Source organism: Chitinophagaceae bacterium (genome assembly GCA_016710165.1).
In the GTDB taxonomy this organism is placed as follows: domain Bacteria; phylum Bacteroidota; class Bacteroidia; order Chitinophagales; family Chitinophagaceae; genus Ferruginibacter.
The window spans coordinates 152,196-176,098 of record JADJLJ010000001.1 but is presented as its reverse complement, the minus strand read 5'-3'; the positions used below and the strand labels follow the sequence as shown (position 1 = coordinate 176,098).

The window sequence follows — 23,903 nt, the reverse complement described above, 5'->3', positions numbered from 1 at the left end:
TTTAATACTCATTTCTATGCTTTCAAACTTTCGAGGACTCAGAGGAGTAATGGATAGGACAAGATGAAATTATGGAGGATTCCTACCCTAAATTAATTTTTCTTTTAAGGATTTAATAAAAATCAATACCCAATTAAATATATTCTACCTGATGAAATAACTAAAGCACATTACTTATTGTTGTAAATAGATGAGTTTGAGCTATTTAGTATTTGTTATTAAAAATTACAGTTGTAACCCGGCAGAATTAAAAGACGTCAAGTGATCCCATGAGCTGTACGTTTATGATTTAATGATTTGGGATGGGAACACTTGCGCCAATGGGGTATTCTAGTTGAGTAAAATCTTTCTGTAAATCGGAGTTTGATCGATAAAACTTATTTAGATCCAGTTATCTTTCACGTCGCTAACTAGAAATTTTTTAAATTTATTATAAGGAGGAAACTTCTCAGAAAATTGCTCAAATGCCTTTCGCTTGGATACATTGTATCGCACTTCTTGTAGATTTTGTAAATTCTCATATCCCATTGCCTTGGTTCGTGTCTTCACGAACCATTTCGACCTCACTTAAAGTTTCCTAAAGATTTGCAGTACAAATGAGTGACCCCGCTTGCAGACGGGGCAAGCTACAACGATGTTGCTAAAAAACAAAAGCTGGTAACAAAATGTACCAGCCTTTGCGTATGAGATTTTTTTTCTTTTACTGCTTCCCCTTATACTCAAACACCAGCACCGCATTCTCCGTAAGGCTGGCACTGGAGGACAGCTCAAAACGCTGGTCGCCGGCATTTACCACAATAAGTGCCGTATTGGGAGGTATGCTGCCCAGGTTATGTGCAAAGAGTACAATTTCGTGCTGCGGGGCTTTTTCATCAAGTACCAGGTTTACAACAATGGCCTTTTCTGTAAGGCCGCGGTTGGCCACCAGTAATTTATTGTTGTAATACACACTGATGGAATCTCCATCCACCGTGCCATTATCAAATATATTGAGTGTGATGTTTGATACAGATACCGGTATGCGTTTTATTACTGTATTCTTACGGCCCATGGCATTAGGTGTAACAGCATCTTCTTTTTTTACCGGTGCAGCACCTGTGTTTGTATTTATCTTATACTCTTTGGGTACTTCTGCACCCATCAGGTTCTTGCCAAAATAATCCCAGCGGCGGCGGGTCATATACAGTGCATCAGCGCCATAGCCGTGGCGGGCATTGGGGAATACCACCAGGTCGAAATCCTTATTGGCTTTTTGTAAAGCCTCCACCACCAGGTAGGTATTGTAGGGGGGTACATTATCGTCCATACCACCATGTGCCAGCAGGAGTTTGCCTTTCAGGTTGCCGGCATTGATCTGGTTGGCCTGTTTGGCGTAGTTGGTAGTTCCGTCGGGGCCTTTTTCTTCGAGGCCAATATATCGTTCGCCCCAGTCGTCTTCGTAGTTGCGGTTATCGTGATTGCCTGATTCGGAGATACCTACTTTATAAAAATCAGGAAAAGTGAACATCGCATCGGCCGTGGCAAATCCCCCACCCGAGTGGCCCCAGATACCAACTTTATCAAGATCCATATAGGGCCTGGCCGCTGCCAGTTGTTTTATACCGGCCACCTGGTCGTCGAGTGTATTGGCACCCATATTACCATAACAGGCATCATGAAAAGATTTGGACCGGTCGGGGTTGCAGCTTCCGTCTATGATAACAACAATGAAACCCAGATCGGCAAGTGCCTGGTGATCGCCACGGGCGGGACCAAAATTACGGGTACCAACTCCCCCGCCCTGCGGACCGGGATACACATAATTGACAATGGGATATTTTTTTGATGCATCAAAATCCCTGGGTTTGAACATGAGCCCGTAGAGGTCCCATTTGCCATCATTGGATCTTACCTTGATGGGCTCGGGGGGCCTCCAGCCTGTTGCAAGGAGTTTGCTTATGTCCGTACGCTCCAGCTCAGTAATCAATTTACCCTTCATATCCCGTAAAACAGAAACCGGCGGCACATGGGGTTGCGAATAATTATCGGTAAAATATTTCCCGTCGGGCGACAGGGTTATATTGTGATTGCCATCTTCGGGTGTGAGCAGTTTGAGGTTGCTGCCATCAAAATTTATGCTGTAAAAATGTGCAAAATAGGGATCACGGCCCGGCTCACGCCCATTCGCCATAAAATACAACACCCGTTTTTCTTCATCAATTTTTAATAATTGGGTCACTACAAATGCACCTTTGGTAATTTGGTTTTTGAGCTTGCCGGTGGTTGCATCGTACAGGTACAAATGTCCCCAGTCATCCCGTTCGCTGTACCAGATGATCTCGTTGTTCTTATCCAGGAAACGGTTGTTGATGGTACCCTGCCCGCTTTCATATTGCGTGGCAACTTTTTCTTCAAAGATCTCTTTTACATCGCCGGTGGCCGCATCGGCGATACGTACTTTTTCTATTTTGTGATCGCGGCTGGTGGAAACAAAAAAGAGTTTAGATGCATCGGCATTCCACTCATTATCATCATAGGGACTACCGGATGAGATATCATCACTCAGGGTTCCCCTCCGGTCATCGGCAGGTATCTTTAAACGGACCAGTTTGGGTACATCCACTTCTATGATCACCCGTTCTATCTGAATCACTTTTTTATCTTCGGGCAGCGGGTATTTCCATTGCTCCAGTTCTGGTGCCCCAACTTTTGTTTTAACGAGATACATATCACTTACATGACGCTGATCCTGCCGAAAGGTTGCGATCTTTTTTGAATCGGGGCTCCAGAGCATGATGGGCCGGTCGCTGTGTGTCCAGCCGGCATTGTCGGTTGCATAACCATAATCTTTTACCCCATCAAAGGTTAGCTGGGTTTCTTTTTTTGTTTCCAGGTCCCTTACCCACAGGTTCCAGTCTTTAATGAAAGCTGCTTTTTTGCCATCGGGCGAAAGACTTTCATTTCCACCGCCCCTGCGGCGACCTGCAGTTGCTGCAGCAGGAGCATCCGGCAGGATCGATTTTTTATCAGGGCCAGTTTTACGGCTGCCGTCGGCCGGGTTTATCAAAACAAATTCCACTCCCCCCGGTACAGAAACAGAATACCAGAACTTACCGTCCGGCAACCAGTTTGGGCTTACATTATACCGGTAAACGAGTTTGCTGGTATTAAAACCTAAGGCTTTGGTAGCCTGGTCGTAATCGGCCGTGCTCAATGTTCTTTTATCTGATTGTGCATTTGCTGCAACAGCAAGAAAGGCGATCAGTGCCTGGATAATGAAAATTTTCTTCATGATGAGACTCACCGGTATTGGTTTATGCACCGGGGAATTAAATGTAGGGAAAGTATTTTATATGCAGCGTGGGAATGAGATGAACGGTATGACCAATTTGAACCACAACTTGTCCCGCCAAAGGCGTGGATAGGCACATAGTACACCTCGTGTATTGCGGTGTGGCTTTCTATGTTCCTATGTGGTTCAAAAAATCATTTCCCCGACAACACCCATTGCACCGCCCGTTCCATCACCCGGTCTTTCTTTTGCCGGATATCATCCAGGGTATTGGCCACTTCGATATCGGGCCTGATGCCGGTAAAATCCTTTTCATCGCCATTGGCCCGCAGGAACATCTTGATGGCCGTGGTGGCAACAATATGTGTATTCGGGAGCATGAAAGAAAATATCTCCCCGAAATCATTTGCAGGCTCTGCCGTCTGTTCCCCTACCAGCGTGGCCAGTTGAAAATCCTTGATGGCATTGGTGAGCATATTGGCGCTGCTGAAGGTTGCTGTCCCGATCAGTACAGCAACCCTGCCTTTGTAACGAAGCGGGTTATCTTCCGGCTTCTTAAGCTTTTCTGCCTTATACGTGTACATCTTCCCATCTTCCCAGTCCTTAAAAGGGTCATCCACCTTCAGCATTGCAGCAAAGGCTTTGGAATGGCGGCTGATGCGCATCTTCATGCCGCTTGCATTGAGGTATCCCTTATCACTGATGTAACTGATGAGCATATCCCCCAGCCCGCTGTCGCCCCCTCCGTTCTTACGGATGTCGATGATGACGCCGGCTGCATTCTTATCTTTGATCTGCTGGAAGGATTGCTGGAGGAAGCGCTGAAAGGAATCCCGTAACCGCCCGTTCATGCTGGTGAATTCGATCAGCGCAATATTATTCTCTGTAAAGTTTAAACTGAAGGGTTTTGTAGGTACCGACAGTTCGGCAATGATCAGTTTGGTGATGCTGTCGGCCTGCTTATAAGTGAACCCATCGGTTGTAAACTCAACCGTATCTTTATTAACGACCGCTTTGATGCGGAAAGGGCTCAGGATCCCGTCCATATAAAGCAGTTTGCGGATACTGTTCTTCACCTGCAGTTTCTTCCAGGGTTCCAGGCCTCCGTATAAGGCTGCATACTTTTCATAGAGCTGCCCGAAGGGTATCCCGTTTATTTCCGTGATGCGGCTGAAGGCCGGTAATTTGTTTGCAGCACCCAGGTCACGCTGCACCACAAATGCCCCGTTATCAATATCGTAGCCCAGGTAGGGGAAACGTACACAATCATAGGTATATAAACTGTCGCTGACCTTATTGGTGGCAAAACCAAGATGCCCTTCATCCAGGGCGCCTACCAGGCGACTGATGGCAAAGCATGCCTGGAAATGGGTAACGCTGTCGGGCAGTTGGGCCAGGATAGCTGCCTGCAGCCCTGCCATCTCTTTTTGCTGATGGTATGATAGGGATTCACATGGCTTTCTTCCATTACCTGCTGCCAGTACTGCATGTCTTCCTTCAGCAATTGCTTTGAGATCTTTGAGGTGGCAAATCCATGTGGCGGGTTGCTGTAGTACAATACATTCTTCTGCGCCTGAACGCCGGTCGCCAATAACAAAGAAAGTACTGCCGGGATCAACCGGAACAATAAGGGCCTGGGGGAGAACCAATCCATAGTAATAGATTTAAACGGTCAAATTTCGGCAAAATTCCTTTCCCCTGCACCAGTATTCAGGTGAACGGTATTGCAGGTTTTACCACGGAAGGAATATGGCCTGAATTGACAGAAAACTCCTGAAATTAAATCCCGCTTTCTGTTCTCCGTGATACCAGTTTGCCTCTTTGGTAAATATCTTCTGGTCTTATTATAGTACCGCCGGTATCAACCGGAACAATAAAGCCCTGAGTGAAAATATATGCATAAGAATAAGTTTTATAAGGATCAAATATCGGCAGGATCCCCGGCAGGCAAAAGCGGTTTGCGATGAATTGAGGAAACCGGGATATGAAATGCACCTGTATTTTGTTAACTTGTTGTATTCATCCGGCAATGACATCATTATTACCTGTTAAAAACAATTTACTGCCCGATACCTACGGGTTGGTGTTATGCGGTGGCAGGAGCAGCCGCATGGGTACGGATAAAAGCATGCTGCTGTACTACGACAAACCGCAGCGCTATCACCTGTATGATATGCTGCAGCCCTTTTGCGAAAAGGTCTTTATCTCCTGCAATACAGAACAGGCAAAGAACATGGAAGCCGGTTATGCTTTTTTACCTGATGATCCATCTTATGCCAATATGGGCCCCATGGCGGCATTACTCACTGCCTTTACACGGTTTCCGCAAAAAAATATGCTGCTCATCGGGTGCGACTATCCATTCTTAATGGCCGTTCACCTGCGCCGGTTCTCGGCTTATTGCAATGGAGAAAGGGCTGTGAGTTTTTATAATGAGCAGGCGGCTGTTTATGAACCGTTGCTGGCATGGTATCCGCACGAGGTATTTGATGCGATCAAAAAAAAGCAGGAAGCCGGGGAATATTCCTTACAGCATTTCTTAAAGAGCAGCGGGGCAGTAAAATTCCGCCCGGGCAATACGAAAAGCATGACAAGCATTGACACCTACGAAGATTTTATTAACGTGTCCACCCGGTTATTTCATGAGCGCCTGACTTTCTTTTAGTAATTTTAGGGCATGAAGGATCCGCAGGTTGAAAATATCAGCATAGTAAAGATCAGCGGCACTGAGATAACTGAAACGGCCGATAAGGTTGCCGTGGAAGAGCCGCTGGAGATCCAGCTGGCATACAGTACCCCCACCGGCCGCATGCTGAAGAATATTGCCGTAACCATGCGTACCCCGGGCAACGACGAAGAACTGGCTGCCGGTTTTTTATTCACCGAAGGCGTTGTAAAGGATAAGGAAGCGATACTGGAAATAAAAAAAAACCACGCAGATGATAACCGGGTATTGGTAACGCTGAAAGAAAATGTACAGCCCGTTCTTGCGAATACGGCAAGGAATTTTTACAGCACGTCCAGTTGCGGCGTATGCGGCAAGGCAAGTATCGAAGCCATCCGCATTGTTTCGCCCTATATCAATGCAAAGGATACCATCTCCATCAAGGCATCCTTGCTTTACGATTTACAGGATGCGGTTAAAGCACAACAGCAGGTCTTTGAAGAGACCGGTGGCATCCATGCCAGCGCACTGTTTGATGCGGATGGAAAGTTCATGATGCTGCGGGAAGACGTGGGCAGGCACAATGCACTGGACAAGATCATCGGCGCCGCATTGCTGAATGACCAGTTACCGTTGAACAACTGCATTTTATTTTTAAGCGGACGGGCAAGTTTTGAATTGCTGCAGAAATCAGCCATGGCGGGTATCAGGCTGATTGCTGCTGTGGGCGCCCCTTCCAGCCTGGCCGTGGAGATGGCAAAGGATAATAATATTACGCTGACCGGTTTCTTAAAAAGCAACCGGTTCAATGTCTATTCGGGTGAACAAAGGATTACCTCACCCCAACCCCTCTCCTAAGGAGAGGGGCATGGATCTCACTGAAAAAAGATCTAATATTTATGTATTGTAACTGCTGCGGAATTTGAATTCAAATTCAATAAGACAGTGATATCAATGGAAAATTGATGAATATTGCTTCAATGATAAAATGGAAATAATTAAAGTTAAATAATAATCAAATGCCCGGCCTCCCTCTCCTTTGGAGAGGGAACGAGGGTGAGGTCAACACATGAAACTAAGAATAAAAGGAAATTCAGTCAGGATACGGCTTACGAAAACGGAAGTAAATACCATCGCCACTACCGGATACCTGGAAGAAGAAACGGTATTTGGGAATAATAAGTTTGCATACGCCCTTCAAAAAGTGGAGGAAGGCAATGAACTATCCGCAGCCTTTGACGGAAATAAAATGACCATGTTCGTGCCGGCTGCATTAACCAACGGCTGGCCTGCCAACAAGGTAGTGGGATTCGAGGCCAGTATGCCCGTTGCAGGCAACAGATCGCTTTATCTTTTACTGGAAAAGGATTTTGTATGCCTTGACCATACCACCGAAGACCAGAGTGACAATTACGAGAACCCGAATAAAATCTGCTGATATTTAATAATCGTCGCACCTCTCTTATGATCATAAGGGTATATTCCCATGCTTTTTCCGGGGGCGTTTCACCACTTTGTTTTCCAGCATGGCAAATGCCTTGATCAGTTTTTTACGGGTTTCTTTAGGCTCGATCACTTCATCAATAAAACCTCTTTCTGCAGCCTGGTAAGGTGTGGCAAATTTTTCTGCATACGCTGCTTCCTTTTCCAGCAGCTTTTGTGCCGGGTCCGCAGCTTCCTGTATTTCTTTTTTGAATATGATCTCGGAAGCGCCCCTGGCGCCCATTACAGCGATCTCTGCTGTAGGCCAGGCAAAGTTCATATCGGCTCCAATATGCTTGGAGTTCATTACATCATATGCGCCTCCATAGGCTTTTCTGGTTATTACCGTAACACGGGGTACCGTGGATTCACTCAATGCATATAATAATTTAGCGCCACTGGTTATAATGCCATTCCATTCCTGGTCGGTTCCCGGTAAAAAACCCGGCACATCCACCAATACCAATAAAGGGATATTAAAACAATCGCAAAACCGGGTAAACCGGGCACCTTTTCTCGAACTCTCGATATCGAGTACGCCTGCCAGGCAATTCGGCTGGTTGGCAACAATACCGATACTCCTTCCCGCCAGTCTTGCAAAACCTACAACAATATTACCGGCATAATCTTTATGCACTTCAAAAAACGAATCACCGTCACATATCCCGGTGATCACATCCTTAATATCATAAGGCTGGTTCGTACTTTCAGGAATAATGTTTTCCAGCACCTCCCTTGTTTCGTCGACGGGGGTATAGGGGATTTTCAACACCACGTCTTCGCAATTCTGCGGCATATAGCTCAGCAGTTTTTTTACCTGTTCAATGCAATCCATATCGTGCAAAGCCGTAAGATGTGTGACGCCCGATTTGATGGAATGCGTGGACGCACCGCCCAATTCTTCAAAACTTACTTCTTCATTGGTCACTGTTTTCACCACGCTGGGTCCTGTTACAAACATGTAACTTGTGTTTTCCACCATGATCGTAAAATCAGTGATAGCGGGTGAATACACAGCGCCCCCGGCACAGGGCCCCATGATGGCGGATATTTGTGGTATAACACCTGATGCCTGCACATTGCGGTAAAAAATATCAGCATACCCTCCCAATGAACGCACCCCTTCCTGGATACGGGCCCCACCTGAATCATTTAATCCGATCAGGGGTGCTCCACCCTTCATGGCCATGTCCATGATCTTACATATCTTTTCTGCATGTGTTTCGGACAAGGCCCCGCCAAAAACGGTGAAGTCCTGTGCAAAAACATAAACCAGTCTGCCATTCACCGTTCCATAACCGGTAATTACACCATCGCCATAAAACTGTTGTTCGTCCATCCCGAAATCCCTGGTTCTATGAAGAACCAAAGCGCCTATCTCTTCAAAAGATCCCGGATCCATCAATAGTGCAATTCTTTCCCGGGCCGTAAGTTTTCCTTTTTTATGCTGCGTGGCGTTCCTGTTTGCACCACCACCCAATTTACCTGCTTCAATCTTTTCCCGCAGGATGTCAACCTTTGATTTCATTGTGCCTGTTTTTAATGTTGTGGTCCGGGTGATTGCTTTAAGCCAGCCTTCTTTTCCAACTGGTGGTTTTATGTTCAACCGGTTTCAGGATGTTTTGCTGATCAAGCCAGTATGCAAGGGCTATCAATGCAGCTGCTTCTGCATTCGCTTTCTGTTTTTCTTTGATCCGTTCTGGCGTGTAATGATTTTTTACAAAATGCGTATCAAATTTTCCATCGAGGAAAGCTTCGTGTTCAAACACAAAGGTTCCAAAAGGCAAGGTGGTGGCTACCCCTTCTATTTTAAAATCTTTGATGGCTCTTTTCATTTTTTGAATGGCTTCCGTTCTGTCCTTACCATGTGTCACCAGTTTGGCGATCATGGGGTCATAGTATACAGGAACAGGCATGCCTTCTTCAAACCCATCATCCACCCGTACCCCTTCGCCGGCAGGTTTACGGTAAGTAGTCAGTGTTCCGGAAGAAGGTAAAAAATTATTCAACGGGTCTTCGGCATATACCCTTAACTCCACCGCATGGCCGTTGATGGTAACCTGATCCTGGGTAAAACTTAACTTTTCTCCCCTTGCGATTTTTATCTGTTCCTCCACGAGGTCAAGGCCGGTGATCATTTCTGTTACCGGGTGCTCTACCTGCAACCGGGTATTCATTTCCAGGAAATAAAAATTCATTTTGTCGTCCATTAAAAATTCCACGGTGCCGGTGCTTACATAGTTACAGGATCTGGCTACCAGTACGGCTGCTTCCCCCATCTTCTTACGCAGTTCAGGAGTTAATATGGCCGAAGGAGCTTCTTCCACCACTTTCTGATGACGACGCTGTATACTGCATTCCCGTTCAAACAAATGAACCACATTCCCATGCATGTCTGCCAGTACCTGTATCTCAACATGCCGGGGGGAGGTTACATATTTTTCAACAAATACGGAGCCATCGCCAAAAGATGCTTTTGCCTCGCTGATGGCCCTCAGCATCTGCTCTTCAAAGTCTGGTTCCTTTTCAACTATACGCATACCTTTACCGCCACCGCCGGCAGATGCTTTAATAAGTACCGGATAACCGATTTTTTTTGCTGTTTCCTTTGCGATCGCAATATCATCTATGGCTTTATCAATACCAGGCACCATGGGTATATTGTACTTCTTTACACATTCCTTGGCCGCCAGTTTAGAACCCATGATCCGCATGGCCTCGGGGCCGGGACCAATAAAACGGATACCTGCATCTTCCACTTTTTGAGCAAACCCGGCATTCTCACTCAGGAAACCATACCCGGGGTGAATTCCATCCACGCCCAGTTCTTTGCAAAAGGCAATGATCTTATCCCCGTTCAGGTAAGAGTCAGAAGAAGGGGGTGCACCCAGGCAAACGGCTTCATCGGCAAACAACACATGTGGCGCATTCCTGTCGGCTTCAGAAAAAACGGCCACCGACTGCATACCCATTTTCCGGATGGTACGCATGATACGTAATGCAATTTCCCCGCGGTTGGCCACTAAAATTTTTTTCATCACAAGTAGTTGTCCTTAATAAAAAGATTGAATGAAAAACCAATTATTCAAGTTCTGCCAGAACCTGGCCTTTTTCCACAGCTTGTCCGGCAACGACTGCTACCCGTTTGATCTTTGCATCGGCATGGATCATAATACTGTTTTCCATCTTCATAGCAACCAGGATCAGTATCTTTTCTCCCGCAAAAACCTGCTGTCCTTCAGAAACGGAAATTTCCAGTACCAGCCCTGGCATAGGGGCCTTTATTTCCCTGGTATGCCTGCTGCTGACTGTACCAAATCCCATTTGATCCAACACCTGGTCCAGTTCATCTTTGATCTCAATGAAATAATTTTCCCCGTCTATTTCGATCGTTTGTTTCTTTGCCAACCGGTCTGCTTCGATCAGTTTTGCATTCACTGAACGGTGATCCAGGATCAGGTGAACGCTTTCAGGTGATTGGACCAGCAGGTCAATAGCTTCAACCTGTTCTTTTGTAAATTGAAATTCAAACCCGTTTACACTTACTTTATACAAGCTGTTCTTTTCCGGCATACCTGCATTATTTATTGGTATATCAATCTGCGATTTTAAAATGGAAGTTAAAACAATCTGAACTATCCGGATGAACCATTTTTATATTTCCCCTTACTCTTCCGGATCGTACAAGCCACCACTTTATATTCAGGGCACATGGCTTCGCTGTCGCTGATGCTGGATGTTATATTATTCAGCATGATATCCGGAAAATGAAAAGTACTGCTGAGTATGCCTGGTTTTACTTCATCGGTGATCTTTGCTTTGATATCAACCTTGCCACGGGGCGATTCCACACAAACCATATCCCCGTCATTGATCAGGTGTTTACGGGCATCTTCTTCGCAGATGAGTAATACATCTTCTGTAAGTATATCCACATTCTTCGTGCGCCTCGTCATGGCGCCGCAGTTATAATGTTCCAGTTCACGGTTGGTGGTGATGATATAGGGATACTCTTTGGTATGCTGTACAATTTCTTCGGACTCCCTGAATGCATTGAACATGAATTTTCCCTTTCCCCTGGTAAATGTTTCCGTATGCAATATCTCCGTATCGGATCCGTCTTTCCGCACCGGCCACTGCTTGCCGTTATCACCCAGTTCCTCCCATTTAACACCGGCAAAGAACGGAACGATCTGTGCGATCTCATCCAGCAGGGTACCCGGGTCATAATCTGCCTGTTCATAACCCATGCGGTTCATTATGTCAACAATGATCTGCCCATCGCATTTGGTTCCTTCAATGGGTTCCACCACTTTATTTACCCGTTGTATCCTTCTTTCTCCGTTGGTAAAGGTTCCGCTTTTTTCGAGGAAGGAAGCGCCGGGAAGGATTACCGTAGCCAGTTTGGCTGTTTCTGTCATGAATAATTCCTGCACCACAAATAATTCCAGTTTATCCAGGGCCTTTACTACATGATGGGTATTGGGATCTGTCTGGGCCATGTCTTCACCAATCACCCAGATGGCTTTTAATTTATCATTCAATGCCGCATCATACATCTGCGGAATTTTTAAACCGGGATGCAGCGGCAGTTTTGCATGATAGAACTCTTCGTACATTTTATGGATCTCCGGGTTGGTCACATCCAGGTAACCAGCACCCTGGTAAGGCTGGCAACCCATATCGGCAGCGCCCTGTACATTGTTCTGTCCACGCAGCGGGTTAACCCCCACGCCCCGGCGGCCGATATTGCCGGTTATCATGGCAAGATCGGCAATCAGCATCACGGTAAATGTTCCCTGCGAATGTTCCGTTACGCCCAATCCATGAAACGACATGGCATTCGGCGCTGAAGCATAGGCAATGGCGGCATCACGTACAAGATTCCGGTCAACACCGGTGATCTTTTCCAGTTCATCAATATTGAGTTTGAGAATATGCTGTTGAAAATCTTCGTAACCTTCTGTTCGTTTACCAATGAAATCCTTGTCCTCCAGTTTCTCACTGATGATGTAGTACAGCATCATGTTCAGTAATGCCACATTTGTACCGGGACGTAACTGCAGGTGATAATTTGCATAACGGGCGAGTTCAGTACGCCTCGGATCGATCACGATCAGCGTCTTTCCTTTGATGGCCTGCTGTTTCATTTTTGCACCGGTAACCGGGTGTGCATCGGTGGGATTGGCGCCGATCACCATCATGCAATCGGTGTACTGCATGTCAATCACCGAATTGGTGGCAGCACCGGTTCCAAAAGTGCGTTGCATACCGATCGCAGTTGGTGAATGACAGACCCGGGCACAGCTGTCAATATTATTGGTGCCGATCACCGCACGGATGAATTTCTGCATCAGGTAATTCTCTTCGTTGGTGCAACGGGCAGAAGAGATACCGGCAATATGATCGGGGCCATAATTATTTTTTATCTCGGTCAATTTGTTCGCAATGAAATCATAGGCCTCCTCCCAGCTCACCGGAACAAATTCACCATTCCGTTTTATCAACGGCGTACGGATACGGTCTGCATGATTGTAGAATGAAAAAGCAAAACGCCCTTTCAGGCAGGTATGGCCCTGGTTGGCTTCTGCATCATAGGGTGCCTGTATGGAATGAACTTTGTTTTGTTTTACCGCCACGTCCAGGTTGCAGCCCACGCCGCAGTAGGTACAAACGGTGCGCACTTTTTTGTCGACGGCCACGGATTTGGACTCAAACACATCCGAGATGGCCGAAGTAGGACAAGCCTGTGCACAGGCGCCGCAGCTCACGCAATCCGATTGCTCGAAATTGACTTCCATGCTCTTGATGATATGGGTGTCGAAACCCCGGCCCGACATGCTCAATACAAATTCACCCTGTACTTCATCGCAGGCACGCACACAGCGGTAGCAGTTGATGCATTTGGAAAAATCGGAGGTCATGTACGGATGGCTCAGGTCTTTTTCCCTGTGCAGGTGATTCTTCCCGGGAGGATAACGTACATCACGTACGCCCACCCGGGCGGCAACCGTCTGCAGTTCGCAGTTGTTGTTCACTTCGCAGGTAAGGCAGTCGAGCGGGTGATCGGTAAGCACCAGTTCGATGATATTCTTTCTTAACTTCTGAATGCGTTCTGAATTGGGGTAGATGTATGAGTCCGCCATCACCGGTGTATGGCAAGAAGCCTGTGATTTAGCAGTGCCGTTCTCTGCAAGCGCCACATCCACACTGCAGACCCTGCAGCTACCGAAGGGATCAAGGTTTGGTGCATCGCAAAGTGTGGGCACATAGTCCTGCCCGTAATTCCTGCGGATGAAAGCTAGGATGGTTTCGCCTTCCTTTATCTCGTAGGGCTTGTTATCAATGTAGGCAAAACCGGCCCTGGGTTTACCATTGGCTGAACCATAGGTGACCGTAGCGCCCTTTGCCGCCTGCCCTTGTTTATCTTCTCTTCTGTAAACGATGCCCATAGCAAGAATCTTTTATTTAATTATAACCGCAAAGACACGGAGACACTAAGGAAAAAACTTTGCGGCTTAGCGCCTTAGCGGTAAACATTCCTTCTACTTAAAATACACTTTCAATTCGTCATTAAAATACTGCAATGCATTTTTTACCGGCAATGGCAATCCCCCACCCAATGCACAAAGCGAACCCGTTTCCAGTGTCTCCACCAGGTCATTCATCAACTGCCGGTCAATTTTATAATCGGAGGTTCTTGCCTTGTTGATCAGTTCGTAGCCTCTTGTAGAACCTAAACGACATGGGAAACATTTTCCGCAGCTTTCATGGGCCGTGAATTCAAATAAATGTTCCAGGTATCTGATGATGGGGAATTTTTCCGGCAGGCACACGATGGAAGCATGTCCCAATAAAAATCCGTTCTGGGAGAATGATTCAAAGTCAACCGACAGGTCCTTTATCTTCTCAACCGGTACCAATCCGCCAAGCGGACCACCAATGTGCATGGCTTTTATCTTTTCTTTGAAACCGCCGCCAAGATCATTAATAACAAGTTCAAGCGGCGTACCCATATCCACTTCATAAATGCCGGGTTTTTGGAAAAAGCCATCCAGTGAAACCAGTTTTGTTCCGGTAGATCTTCCCTTACCGATGGAAGCAAATTTCTTTCCCCCGTTCTTTATCACATAAGGTATGCAGGCAAGCGTTTCCACATTGTTAACCACGGTGGGTTTGTTGAACAGTCCTTCCTGTGTGGGATACGGCGGCCGCACCCGCACTTCGGGCCGCTGTCCTTCAATACTCGATAACAGGGCTGTTTCTTCTCCGCATATATAGGCGCCCATGGCCCGGATGAGTTTGAAATTGTAACGGAACCCGGTGCCGAGGATATTCTCTCCCAGTAGATTTTCTTTGACCAGGTCATCGATGGCCTGCTGCATGACCTCCTGCGATTCCGGATATTCGGCACGGATATATAACACACCGGTATCGGCACCCACGATATACCCGGCGATCATCATTCCAAGCAGAACAGAATGCGGCTGTTGTTCCATCAGGTAGCGATCGCTGTAGGCGCCGGGGTCGCCCTCATCGGCATTGCACACAATGAATTTCTGATCGCCTGCGGTGTTGCGGCAGGAGTCTAATTTGAATGCGATCGGAAAGCCTGCCCCACCCCTGCCCCTCAAGCCCGATTCTTTCAGTTCGGCCAGTAATGCTTCCGGTGTATTTGCCAATGCAGCAGAAAGCGTTTTGTAATATTCCTGTATTCCTGGGAATGCTTCGGTTAAAACAGGTGTACCGTAAGAACCCACCTGGTAACTGTCAGCCAGTTTTGGTTTTTGACTTTTGACTTCCTCAACCTGGTCTGCAGCCTTTCCCGAATAGTTCTTACCATCATAATTAAATGCGCTGTTCTCATGACATCGGCCCAGGCAGCACATTTCACCGATCTCCTCCGCATTGAACTGTCTGCTTAGTTTTTCCCTCAGTGCATCCTGTGTACCGGCGGTCATGCAGGCGCTGCCATTGCATACAAATACTTTCTTACCCTTATTCTCTTCTTTTAAAAAATCGTAGAAACTGGTGGTGCCGAACACATTGGCCTTGCCCACCAGGAACTCGTTTGCCAGTTCTTCCATCCTTGCCCGGGAGGGCGTACCTGTTTCCTGTGCAGCGATGCCAAGCCCTTCAAAGAGGTTGGTTTTTAACCCCTTCCTGCCGGATAGTTCGCCCAGGTTCTTTGACATGGTTTTAGTTTACAGCAATTTAAGAAATTCTGGGGGAAGAAAGGAGGATTTTGCGAAGAAAGAATGCAAGTTTTATAAGAACCCTTGCATAGATTTTTGTTTATGCTCTACTGGCAAGTGTTCCCATAAACAATGCCCATTATTTACCAAAATGTTCATGGGATCACTTGTGCCTTGTAATTCACCCGGATTGTACCCACTGGCGCAAGTGTTCCCGCAAACAATGCCCATTATTTACCAGAATACCCAAGGGATCACTTGTGTCTTGTAATTCACCCGGATTGTATCCGGGAGAAGCAGGGAAAAAAAAATATATTTCAACATCTGTTTTAAAAAATCCGGACACAGTCCGGCAGATTTAAAACGGCGTCAAGTGATCCCATGAACTTTACGTTTTTAATTTAATTATTTGTGTGGGGAACACTTGCGCCAGAGGGTTTTAATAAATCCGGACACAGTCCGGCAGATTTAGAACTGCATCAAGTGATCCCATGAACTTTACGTTTGTAATTTAATTATTTGTGTGGGGAACACTTGCGCAAGAGGGTGGAATGATGAACAGAATTCCGGACTTCTACGTTCTGCATTCCTTGTTCCTCGCTCGTTATTCGTATCCTTACCGGCAAGCCAGCCCCGGTTCCTGTTGCAAATTAATACCAGGAAGCTTTGTGTACTATTTGAAATAGCTATTTGTCCTTTTGGGAAAAACCAAACCGCAAAGAATGTTAAACTTCCCCGCTTCCGGGTCTGCCAAAAACCACTTTGGTCAGGTTCCTTAACCCCTTCGTTTTTTTCACATCACGGGCAATGGCACCCAACTCGTGGGTGATGATACTGGGTATATCGTTTTTCCTTGGCCGGTTTTTGGTAAGTCCGTAAACAGGCTTTTCCACTTCGGGTTCAAACGTGCCGAAGATCCTGTCCCAGATGATGAATACAGCGCCGTAGTTCTTATCCAGGTAATTGCGGTTCTGCGCATGGTGTACCCGGTGATGGGATGGAGTATTGAAAAAATATTCAAACCAGCGGGGTAGTTTATGGATGATCTCGGTATGTATGTAAATCTGGTAATAAAAACCGATCTCGTCGATCAGCAGGATCATGATCGGGTCGAAACCGAGTAAGGCCAGTGGCGACCAGAACAGGAAGCGGTATGAGAAATGCAGGAAGTTGCCCCGTACAGATGTAGTTGAATTGAGCATTTCGGAAGAATGATGCGCCACGTGCATGGCCCAGAAAAAGCGGCTTTCATGCGATACCCGGTGGTACCAGTAGGCAATGAGGTCGCTCAGCAATAAAAGCAGGAGAATGTTCCACCAGGTATTGGGGATCAGGGTAAGATGCCATATCTCCTGCAGCCAGGTGAAATAAGCCAGGGTGAAGCCCTTGACCAGTATTTTTGAAAAGGAAGTAAGTAAGCCCAACGAAAGATTAACGGCCGTTTCCCTGGATTCATACAGCCGGAGGTTTTTTCGTATGCTGATAATCAACTCTACCAGGACCAGCAGAACAAAAACGATCAGTGCAATCGTCTGTGCCGTGGAATAAGGGGTGGCAAATATCCTGTCAAGGAAATTCTCTATATTCATAGCCGGGTTGAATTATTAATGTGAAAAGTAAAACTTCATATTAAATCAACAGCATATGGTCATTGCAAAATTATAATCTTTTATCTTTAAACCAACCAAACAAAATAACATGAAATCAAAAATTCATTTTCCCGGGCTGGCCCTGTGTGTGATCTTATTATGCTACACCCTGGCAGCCTGTAATAACCAGGCCGAAACAAAAAAGCCGGTCACGGCAGATGAACTTTCGCAGATGAACCGGGATTTTGCAAAAGCCCTGAATAATAAAGATGCGGTGGCGGCTGCCAACTGCTATACGGAGGATGCTACGGTACTTCCTCCCAACGAAGCGCCCGTTACCGGCAGGGCCAATATTCAAAAGTATTGGGAAGGGGCCATTGCCGCAGGTACTTTTGACGTGGACGTGGCAACCATCTCTACCGGCAGCAACGGCGACCTGGGCTACGAGGTCGGGCGCTTTCAAATGAGTTTTAAGGATTCAACGGGCAAAGTGACCACTGAAAGAGGCAAGTATATTGAACTGCTTAAGCGTGGTGCAGATGGAAAATGGATATCCACGCACGGGATCTGGAATACAGATACGCTGGCGTTAAAATGATCTTTTAAAACCCATAAGGTTTGCCTGGCCTGCCGGCTCTACTGCAGACCTTATAGGTTTATTGATGAACGGTGAGCCTTCCTTTTGAATACCGGATACTGTAGTAAAAAATATTCATGAGATATTTTTTTACTACAGTCCTCTCTTTTGAAACCTGGGAACCGGTGAGGATTGCATTGCTGCCAACCTGCGAGACAGACTTTATAGGTTCATCAAAAGATATCTTCCCTATTTTTTTTATCCAGCCCGATCCATTTCCCGAATGCATCCAGCAGTTCTTCTTTTTTTACAGATTCCATGATGCTCCGGCTTAAATGCCCGGCGTTTTTGGATAATTTGCTCCCGTCATCCGCAACGATCAATGGATGATGCCAGAAACTGCAACTGCTTAAATAAGGGATATTCAACCGGCTGTCGAGATAAAGCTGCATGGCGGTGGAAGCAAGCAGGTCTTCCCCCCTGCCGATATGGGTAACGCCAAAATGCCTGTCGTCGGCCAGTGACGCCAATTGGTAAGCAGCAATACCGTCCTTTCTTCTCACAATAAAGGAACCCGCAGAAAGTTCCTGTGTTACATTGCCCAGCGCTTTGTCATGGAAACTGGCCATTGCAGGCGCCTGTATGCGCCATGCAACAGCCGGCGATGAAAGTGCAAGTTGCTTTTCCCTGCAGTTACAGATCCCGGAAGCCAATTCTTTACGGCTGCATGCGCAGGCAAAGAGAAGTTGTTTACCGGTGAGTTCATTCAGCAGTTCATCATACAATTCCCTTCGGCGGGCCTGCGACCAGTTTTTTTCAAGATCATCGGGGCCGGTGGGGCCAATGTCCCAGTCTAGTCCCAGCCAGTCGAGTACACGAAAAATGTCATCCAGGTATTCGGGCCGTTTACGTTCCGCATCCGCATCATCTATCCGCAGCAATACCTTGCCGCCATTCGTTCTTGCCCAATGCCAGTTGAGCAGGAAATTGAAGATATTTCCCGGGTGAAGAAAGCCGCTTGGCGTGGGGGCAAGTCTTGTGATCATAAAGCGATATTGCCTCTAAGGTAAAGAAACCTGTAAAGTCATGCCGCATGCGATACAGCAGACCTTACAGGTTTAAAAATGCTGCTTTACTTAATCATCGTCTTTTTCTTCTTTGTCTTTTTCCTGCTTATCGTTCTCCCCTCCTTCTTTTTCATTTCCATTCTGTTCACCTACGGCAGCGCCGCTCCTTATTTCGGTATGGCGGATCTGCCCGCCGTAATAACCGGTACGGGCCATAGCTGCAAAACAAAGAGCCGAAAGGATGAAGGCAGTCAAAAAACCTGCCTTAGCCATTTTGTTCTTCTTCCACTGTAAGAACAAGGCCAGTAAAGCGATGGCCCCGGTGATCTCCATCAGCCAAATGGCGATGCTGGCGGCTTCTTCGTGCAGTTCGATGAGCGCTTCGGATACCCCCGGTAATTTCTCAACAGATTCTTCTGCCGGTTCGCCGGTCAGGTAAACGGGTATGGCCATCAGCGCCATCAGCACCAGCAGGGCCGATGCGATGGATTTCAGATTGTCCTGGTTCTTTACTATGGCCCATAGTAAAAGGATGCTGCCGATGAGTGTTCCAATAATGGGAAAGTGGTTCAGCAGCAAATGAAGATGTGTTGTATTCATTGCTTAAATATTTTAATGTTAAAAATCACCCGGATGCTACATTCCCGGCATGACAAAACAAACCGGAGCATCGTTAAGAATTCAATTGATCCCAGGCGGAACGGGGAGGCTGCCAGATGGAATCCAGGTACAGGGAGGAAATAAATGCATCGTTGGGATCAAAAAATGTCGTGTTGCAGATGGCAACGGGTTTTTCCAGGCTGCATACGGGACGCAACGGCAGGTAAGCAAAAGAGAAAGCAGCCGGGCTTTCTGCCGACTTGAATGGCAGCCGGCTGTCTTCGGCGGCATCTTTGTCTGTTCCATCCTCGCTGCAATAATGCATAAAAAGAAAAGAGAGCAGGTCGGTCTTCCTGTCCTCCTGCCGGTGGTCGTAATAATGGTCTACCAACTCAGGCATTTTTTTCAGCTCCCTGGCAATGGTGCCCGAAAGCATAAAACTGAAGAGCAGGAAAAATGCAGCTATCTTTTTTGAATACAGCATGCTGCAAAGTACCCACAAAAAAAATAACGGGTCATGATCTTTGTCAGTTGATGCCAGGCTCCGTCATTTTTTAGCAAAAGTTTAGTTTATCCCCGGGCGGGATAAACCGGGATGATCATTGCCACTTACCAATAACGGCTGTACACATGATGCCAATCATACTCCCGGTTAAACCGCTTTGCTATTTTACGGGCAAAACAAACTATGCAGCAGGACCGCATCAGCCGGCAGGATGTTGAACAGTTACTGAAACTTTCACTGCTCAACGAACCGGGTCATTCAAAACGTTCAGAACATTTGCTAAGGCGGTTGACCGAATGCAAACCCGCCAGCGTGGCTGTATGCAGGTCATACCACGATGCCCTGCTCTTCATGTACGTACATGCCTGCAATAACAAAATACAAGGACTGGCAGAAAAAGGATTGATCCAGGCAAGGGACCATGTTGTTTCTGTTATGAACAGTTCCCGCCGGCACGATCAGCTTTCATTGAGCGGCAGCGGCATCGCCGGCTCCATGCTTACCTGCCAGTTCAGTTTTGCCATCACCCATTGGCTGGTGGAAAGATTTCCCGGAAGCGTGAACCTGCATTCTGCTGCAGGGGATGCGGATGCAGGCGGGGCGATACTGCACCGGCTTTTTCCCCGGGTAGAATATTATTATACTACCCAGGGAAAAATGACGCTCCTAAAACGGATCGGATCGGTTACGGGAAAAGACAGATCCTTACACAAACTGGTACATACTTTCCGGCAACGGATCGCAGATGAAAGCCTGCGTGAAATCCTGTTTGATGACCTGCAGGTATTCACATCCTGGAAACTGGATGACCCTGTTTTTAACCGCAGTTTTATCAAAGGCATGCTCCTGCCGGTGTTTTATCACAAAAAAATAATGAAGCAGGTCAACCTGCCGGCACTTCTTGCAAAGCCGCTTCCACAAAAAATATTGTTAACACCGAAACAAAGCACCCGGCTGCTGGATGTTGCAAAAGCATCGCTGGCTTTTTATTCCAGGGAAACAGAACCAATAACACTTGCATCGCCAGGCGAGGTAAAACTTTTTTCTTTTGGCCGCGGACTTGCCATTGCCTTGTTTGGCATAAAACCACCGCGGCGCCTTTCTTTAGAATCCTATATCGGCTATATGGTCTTCAAGAACAATGTGCCGGTTGCTTACGGAGGCGGTTGGATATTTGCAGACCGGTGCAAGATCGGGTTGAATATTTACCCGCCTTTCCGCAAAGGAGAATCGGCCCTCCTGTTTGCAGAAGTACTCCGGTTGTACCAGCGGCTTTACCATGTGCAACGGTTTGTGGTAAAACCTTACCAGTTCGGCAAGGGAAACAAGGAAGGCTTACAAAGCGCTGCTTTCTGGTTCTATTACAAACTGGGTTTCAGGCCACAGGACAGGAACCTTGCATCCCTTGCGGAAGCGGAATATAAAAGCGGCCGCAGATCCGGGACCGGGTTACTGAAGCGGTTCACCGGAAGCAACCTGGAACTGTCATTAAACCCGTTGTTGCCGGAAGATATGGATCCGGAACTCATCAGCAGGATGATCACACACATGATCCTTAAAAAATTCAACGGCGACCGGATGCTTGCACTGGAAAGATGTTCATCCATACTGAGGAACCAATTACGGGTAAAAGACACTTCGGCATATGAACCGCATTTCAGTGAACTCAGCCTGCTGACGGGCCTTGTACCGGGCATTGAGGCCTGGCCTGCGGCAGAAAAAATAAAACTGGTCCGGTTGCTGAAAGCAAAAACAAACAGCGATGATGCGTACATCGGTCAATTGCAGAAATGCAAAAAACTGCTGACCGGTATTTATGAAGTATTTCAAAATCAATAAGCATTGTACGGTTGTTAAATGAAAAAACCTTCAGCAATGAAGGTTTTCACAGGAGTTAGTAATTTTTTACGATGGCCATTCCGGAATGGTTCACCGGTTTTCACAGGACCGGATCGGTCTCAGAGGTTTGGAGGTTTGGATAACTGGATCTTTTAACAATGTAAAGATGCATTCCTGTTAAAGAAAGGCCTATAGTCCCAATCAGGAAATGGTTGTAGTTGTTTTACGAAGGGCCATACAAAAAACACGAGGCCTGGTAAGAGATCACTACGTGGCAGTAACCTGTAAATACCCGTTCATTTAACAGGGTTATTATCCCGGTTCTCTACATTTACTGTAACTTGAAGGATCATACCCCGCCCGGTAATAAAATCACCGGTATCTGTAAACCAATTACGATGCCGCCTGTTAAATCAAAGATGCCGGAAGGATCTGTTCCCATTCCCGACATGTTCCCCGCAGAAGTATTCCGGGTGCAGGCCGGGTTACGATCCCGGGCCGCTGGAAAAAAGGTTGAAACAGGCGCTCCAATATGAACCGGAAAAAAGTAAAGCAGTTAAAAAATGAAAACCGCTGACATACTCATATTCGGCCGGCATACAGGCATCATGCAGAATGTGATGTCCTTTCTGAAGCAGCATGGATTTACCCGCACAAAAGCGGTTTTCACAAATGAGAATGCAATGCACGAACTTACCACCGGGAGATACGATGTACTGATCATTGGCGGCGGGGTGGATCATGAGACAAGAAAGGCCATCCGGGAATATATAGCAGGAAAAAAGATCCGCACCAGAATAGTGGAGCACTTCGGCAACCCTTCTTCGCTGCCCGATGAGATACGGGAAGCCATATCCTGAATTGTTTTAAACTATGATCATTGCTTTGGCGGGGCCTTGAAATCCGGGTTATCGTACATCGATTTGTTGAACAGGTAATACTTGCCGTCGCGGTTGTTGCGCCAGTAACGCCGGCCCTCCAGGTCGTAATAAAACCTGCCGTCCACGCTCCTTTTGGCAACGCTGTCGTTTACGATGATCACTTTGGGGACAGCCGTTTTTACGGTGGGCCTTTTTACCGTGGCTGTTTCTGCTTGTCTATTGCCTGTTGAAGGATGACTTCTTTTATGACAGCCAATAATGCCTGAACATTACTGTAACGACGGACAATAAAAGGAATGATCTGGCCAACGGTGGGTTGTTTTGCATACCCTACCAATAATTTAACCAAACTATGTTAAAAGTTTGCAGAAACTGAAATTCACTTCATTTAATATGTGTGAGTCACGGTTTTTAAATGAAGGGCAAACTGCCTTTTTTTACTTCTCAGCCTGCACCTGCTTCAGCATCCTCCGGGCATTTTCTCCTGTGGCGCCATGCGGGTCGAGTTCAATGGCCTTATTATAATATTCGATAGCCTTGTCTTTTTGTTTCAGTTTCCAGCATGCTTCAGCCATGCTATCCCAGGCATTGGCTGATTTTGGAAATAACCTGGTATTAAGTTGAAAAACAAAAAGGGAAGCCTCCGCCTGTTTTCCGTTAAGCATACTGTAGCCGGCATCATTTATCCTGGATTCAAAATTTATATACCGGTACTTCGGATCGCCGATCATTTTTTTTGCTTCCTTCTCTACTTCATCCGGCTTGCCCGCTAAGAACAGGTCCCGCAGCCGGGCCATGGGATCGAGTATCACATCCTTCCCGGAGAAATTCAGACAGGCTTCCAGTGCCGGGTCCTTATTTGTCCGGTATTCTTCAAAGCTCATATCCACTGCCAGTTGCGGACCGAGCCAGTCGGCATTCTCCCATTGCGGTTTATCCTGCCACCAGGCAAAGGAAAGGAATACCGGTGTGCCGGACCGTGGCAGTACAACACGCCGGTTATCCCCGTAAAAATTAATGTTCTCCGACGTTGGTTCACCCACAAACAGGGCATTGGTATAATTGCTGAGTTCATTGACCAGGTTCTGGCAGGCAGAAAAAGTACGGCGGCCTATGATGACAAATAATTTCCCCGGCAGGTTGATCTTCCTGTTCTCTATGATCCCGGTTACGATTGGTTTATTTTTATAATTATTACCGCCGCCATTCAACCGCACATCCAGCACCAGGCG

General features: G+C 46.8%; 21 protein-coding genes. 6 read left to right on the top strand and 15 right to left on the bottom strand.

Annotated features, from left to right (window positions below):
* Window positions 1-700: 700 nt before the first annotated feature.
* The 3 genes from IPJ02_00745 to IPJ02_00735 all read right to left on the bottom strand — a co-directional run bounded on the left by IPJ02_00745 (window position 701) and on the right by IPJ02_00735 (window position 4,925).
* Window positions 701-3,271 (bottom strand): DPP IV N-terminal domain-containing protein, encoded by a 2,571-nt coding sequence (locus IPJ02_00745; protein ID MBK7374134.1) that lies wholly within the window; start codon window positions 3,269-3,271, stop codon window positions 701-703.
* A gap of 194 nt (window positions 3,272-3,465) precedes the next feature.
* The gene (locus tag IPJ02_00740) at window positions 3,466-4,692 is read right to left on the bottom strand and encodes a hypothetical protein (protein ID MBK7374133.1); all 1,227 of its coding nucleotides are present in this window, start codon (window positions 4,690-4,692) and stop codon (window positions 3,466-3,468) included.
* Window positions 4,605-4,925 carry a hypothetical protein gene (locus IPJ02_00735; GenBank protein MBK7374132.1) on the bottom strand — a complete coding sequence of 107 codons (321 nt, stop codon included), beginning with the start codon at window positions 4,923-4,925 and terminating at the stop codon, window positions 4,605-4,607. The genes IPJ02_00740 and IPJ02_00735 overlap by 88 nt, the downstream gene beginning before the upstream one ends.
* 375 nt (window positions 4,926-5,300) lie before the next feature.
* Here IPJ02_00735 and IPJ02_00730 point away from each other — a divergent pair, with 375 nt between their 5' ends.
* The 3 genes from IPJ02_00730 (at window position 5,301) to IPJ02_00720 (ending at window position 7,374) form a co-directional block, all read left to right on the top strand.
* Window positions 5,301-5,936, top strand: a complete 636-nt coding sequence (locus IPJ02_00730; protein MBK7374131.1) for a molybdenum cofactor guanylyltransferase — start codon at window positions 5,301-5,303, stop codon at window positions 5,934-5,936.
* Between the two features lie 12 nt (window positions 5,937-5,948).
* Window positions 5,949-6,794: a formate dehydrogenase accessory sulfurtransferase FdhD gene (fdhD, locus tag IPJ02_00725; GenBank protein MBK7374130.1), complete on the top strand. Its 846-nt coding sequence runs from the start codon at window positions 5,949-5,951 to the stop codon at window positions 6,792-6,794.
* A gap of 211 nt (window positions 6,795-7,005) precedes the next feature.
* Window positions 7,006-7,374, top strand: a complete 369-nt coding sequence (locus tag IPJ02_00720) for a hypothetical protein (GenBank protein ID MBK7374129.1) — start codon at window positions 7,006-7,008, stop codon at window positions 7,372-7,374.
* 30 nt (window positions 7,375-7,404) lie between these two features.
* Here the strand turns inward: IPJ02_00720 and IPJ02_00715 are convergent, their stop codons facing one another.
* The 6 genes from IPJ02_00715 to IPJ02_00690 form a co-directional block, all read right to left on the bottom strand.
* On the bottom strand, window positions 7,405-8,946 hold the full coding sequence (locus IPJ02_00715) for an acyl-CoA carboxylase subunit beta (GenBank protein MBK7374128.1): 1,542 nt from the start codon (window positions 8,944-8,946) through the stop codon (window positions 7,405-7,407).
* Between the two features lie 37 nt (window positions 8,947-8,983).
* A complete protein-coding gene (gene accC / locus IPJ02_00710; protein ID MBK7374127.1) occupies window positions 8,984-10,456 on the bottom strand; it encodes an acetyl-CoA carboxylase biotin carboxylase subunit in 1,473 nt (490 codons plus the stop codon).
* A gap of 43 nt (window positions 10,457-10,499) precedes the next feature.
* Window positions 10,500-10,991 carry a biotin/lipoyl-binding protein gene (locus tag IPJ02_00705; protein MBK7374126.1) on the bottom strand — a complete coding sequence of 164 codons (492 nt, stop codon included), beginning with the start codon at window positions 10,989-10,991 and terminating at the stop codon, window positions 10,500-10,502.
* 62 nt (window positions 10,992-11,053) lie between these two features.
* Window positions 11,054-13,870 (bottom strand): formate dehydrogenase subunit alpha, encoded by a 2,817-nt coding sequence (fdhF, locus tag IPJ02_00700; protein MBK7374125.1) that lies wholly within the window; start codon window positions 13,868-13,870, stop codon window positions 11,054-11,056.
* 93 nt (window positions 13,871-13,963) lie between these two features.
* Window positions 13,964-15,613, bottom strand: coding sequence for an NAD(P)H-dependent oxidoreductase subunit E (locus IPJ02_00695; GenBank protein MBK7374124.1), 1,650 nt, complete (start codon window positions 15,611-15,613; stop codon window positions 13,964-13,966).
* 725 nt (window positions 15,614-16,338) lie between these two features.
* A complete protein-coding gene (locus tag IPJ02_00690; GenBank protein ID MBK7374123.1) occupies window positions 16,339-17,202 on the bottom strand; it encodes a sterol desaturase family protein in 864 nt (287 codons plus the stop codon).
* A gap of 109 nt (window positions 17,203-17,311) precedes the next feature.
* Here IPJ02_00690 and IPJ02_00685 point away from each other — a divergent pair, with 109 nt between their 5' ends.
* A complete protein-coding gene (locus tag IPJ02_00685) occupies window positions 17,312-17,800 on the top strand; it encodes a DUF4440 domain-containing protein (GenBank protein ID MBK7374122.1) in 489 nt (162 codons plus the stop codon).
* 212 nt (window positions 17,801-18,012) lie between these two features.
* On the opposite strand, the gene IPJ02_00680 is transcribed toward IPJ02_00685, so the two are convergent.
* The 3 genes from IPJ02_00680 to IPJ02_00670 all read right to left on the bottom strand — a co-directional run bounded on the left by IPJ02_00680 (window position 18,013) and on the right by IPJ02_00670 (window position 19,930).
* Window positions 18,013-18,825, bottom strand: a complete 813-nt coding sequence (locus tag IPJ02_00680) for a glutamate--tRNA ligase (protein MBK7374121.1) — start codon at window positions 18,823-18,825, stop codon at window positions 18,013-18,015.
* 90 nt (window positions 18,826-18,915) lie between these two features.
* Window positions 18,916-19,446, bottom strand: a complete 531-nt coding sequence (locus tag IPJ02_00675) for a hypothetical protein (GenBank protein ID MBK7374120.1) — start codon at window positions 19,444-19,446, stop codon at window positions 18,916-18,918.
* 73 nt (window positions 19,447-19,519) lie between these two features.
* Entirely contained in the window at window positions 19,520-19,930 is a 411-nt protein-coding gene (locus tag IPJ02_00670) for a hypothetical protein (protein MBK7374119.1), read from the bottom strand.
* Window positions 19,931-20,134: 204 nt separating this feature from the next.
* Here IPJ02_00670 and IPJ02_00665 point away from each other — a divergent pair, with 204 nt between their 5' ends.
* Window positions 20,135-21,790: a hypothetical protein gene (locus tag IPJ02_00665; GenBank protein MBK7374118.1), complete on the top strand. Its 1,656-nt coding sequence runs from the start codon at window positions 20,135-20,137 to the stop codon at window positions 21,788-21,790.
* 563 nt (window positions 21,791-22,353) lie between these two features.
* Window positions 22,354-22,650: a hypothetical protein gene (locus IPJ02_00660; GenBank protein ID MBK7374117.1), complete on the top strand. Its 297-nt coding sequence runs from the start codon at window positions 22,354-22,356 to the stop codon at window positions 22,648-22,650.
* Window positions 22,651-22,667: 17 nt separating this feature from the next.
* Here the strand turns inward: IPJ02_00660 and IPJ02_00655 are convergent, their stop codons facing one another.
* The 3 genes from IPJ02_00655 to IPJ02_00645 all read right to left on the bottom strand — a co-directional run bounded on the left by IPJ02_00655 (window position 22,668) and on the right by IPJ02_00645 (window position 23,897).
* Window positions 22,668-22,832: a hypothetical protein gene (locus IPJ02_00655; GenBank protein MBK7374116.1), complete on the bottom strand. Its 165-nt coding sequence runs from the start codon at window positions 22,830-22,832 to the stop codon at window positions 22,668-22,670.
* A 32-nt stretch (window positions 22,833-22,864) separates the two neighbouring features.
* Window positions 22,865-23,020, bottom strand: a complete 156-nt coding sequence (locus tag IPJ02_00650; GenBank protein MBK7374115.1) for a hypothetical protein — start codon at window positions 23,018-23,020, stop codon at window positions 22,865-22,867.
* Window positions 23,021-23,108: 88 nt separating this feature from the next.
* Complete coding sequence (locus IPJ02_00645; GenBank protein ID MBK7374114.1) at window positions 23,109-23,897, bottom strand: tetratricopeptide repeat protein; 789 nt, start codon at window positions 23,895-23,897, stop codon at window positions 23,109-23,111.
* Window positions 23,898-23,903: the final 6 nt, after the last annotated feature.

Bases quoted from the DNA above. Each gene is read 5' to 3' on its own strand.
- IPJ02_00745 (MBK7374134.1), bottom strand. From the start codon at position 3,271: ATGAAGAAAATTTTCATTATCCAGGCACTGATCGCCTTTCTTGCTGTT.
- IPJ02_00740 (MBK7374133.1), bottom strand. From the start codon at position 4,692: ATGGCAGGGCTGCAGGCAGCTATCCTGGCCCAACTGCCCGACAGCGTT.
- IPJ02_00735 (MBK7374132.1), bottom strand. From the start codon at position 4,925: ATGGATTGGTTCTCCCCCAGGCCCTTATTGTTCCGGTTGATCCCGGCA.
- IPJ02_00730 (MBK7374131.1), top strand. From the start codon at position 5,301: ATGACATCATTATTACCTGTTAAAAACAATTTACTGCCCGATACCTAC.
- fdhD (MBK7374130.1), top strand. From the start codon at position 5,949: ATGAAGGATCCGCAGGTTGAAAATATCAGCATAGTAAAGATCAGCGGC.
- IPJ02_00720 (MBK7374129.1), top strand. From the start codon at position 7,006: ATGAAACTAAGAATAAAAGGAAATTCAGTCAGGATACGGCTTACGAAA.
- IPJ02_00715 (MBK7374128.1), bottom strand. From the start codon at position 8,946: ATGAAATCAAAGGTTGACATCCTGCGGGAAAAGATTGAAGCAGGTAAA.
- accC (MBK7374127.1), bottom strand. From the start codon at position 10,456: ATGAAAAAAATTTTAGTGGCCAACCGCGGGGAAATTGCATTACGTATC.
- IPJ02_00705 (MBK7374126.1), bottom strand. From the start codon at position 10,991: ATGCCGGAAAAGAACAGCTTGTATAAAGTAAGTGTAAACGGGTTTGAA.
- fdhF (MBK7374125.1), bottom strand. From the start codon at position 13,870: ATGGGCATCGTTTACAGAAGAGAAGATAAACAAGGGCAGGCGGCAAAG.
- IPJ02_00695 (MBK7374124.1), bottom strand. From the start codon at position 15,613: ATGTCAAAGAACCTGGGCGAACTATCCGGCAGGAAGGGGTTAAAAACC.
- IPJ02_00690 (MBK7374123.1), bottom strand. From the start codon at position 17,202: ATGAATATAGAGAATTTCCTTGACAGGATATTTGCCACCCCTTATTCC.
- IPJ02_00685 (MBK7374122.1), top strand. From the start codon at position 17,312: ATGAAATCAAAAATTCATTTTCCCGGGCTGGCCCTGTGTGTGATCTTA.
- IPJ02_00680 (MBK7374121.1), bottom strand. From the start codon at position 18,825: ATGATCACAAGACTTGCCCCCACGCCAAGCGGCTTTCTTCACCCGGGA.
- IPJ02_00675 (MBK7374120.1), bottom strand. From the start codon at position 19,446: ATGAATACAACACATCTTCATTTGCTGCTGAACCACTTTCCCATTATT.
- IPJ02_00670 (MBK7374119.1), bottom strand. From the start codon at position 19,930: ATGCTGTATTCAAAAAAGATAGCTGCATTTTTCCTGCTCTTCAGTTTT.
- IPJ02_00665 (MBK7374118.1), top strand. From the start codon at position 20,135: ATGCAGCAGGACCGCATCAGCCGGCAGGATGTTGAACAGTTACTGAAA.
- IPJ02_00660 (MBK7374117.1), top strand. From the start codon at position 22,354: ATGAAAACCGCTGACATACTCATATTCGGCCGGCATACAGGCATCATG.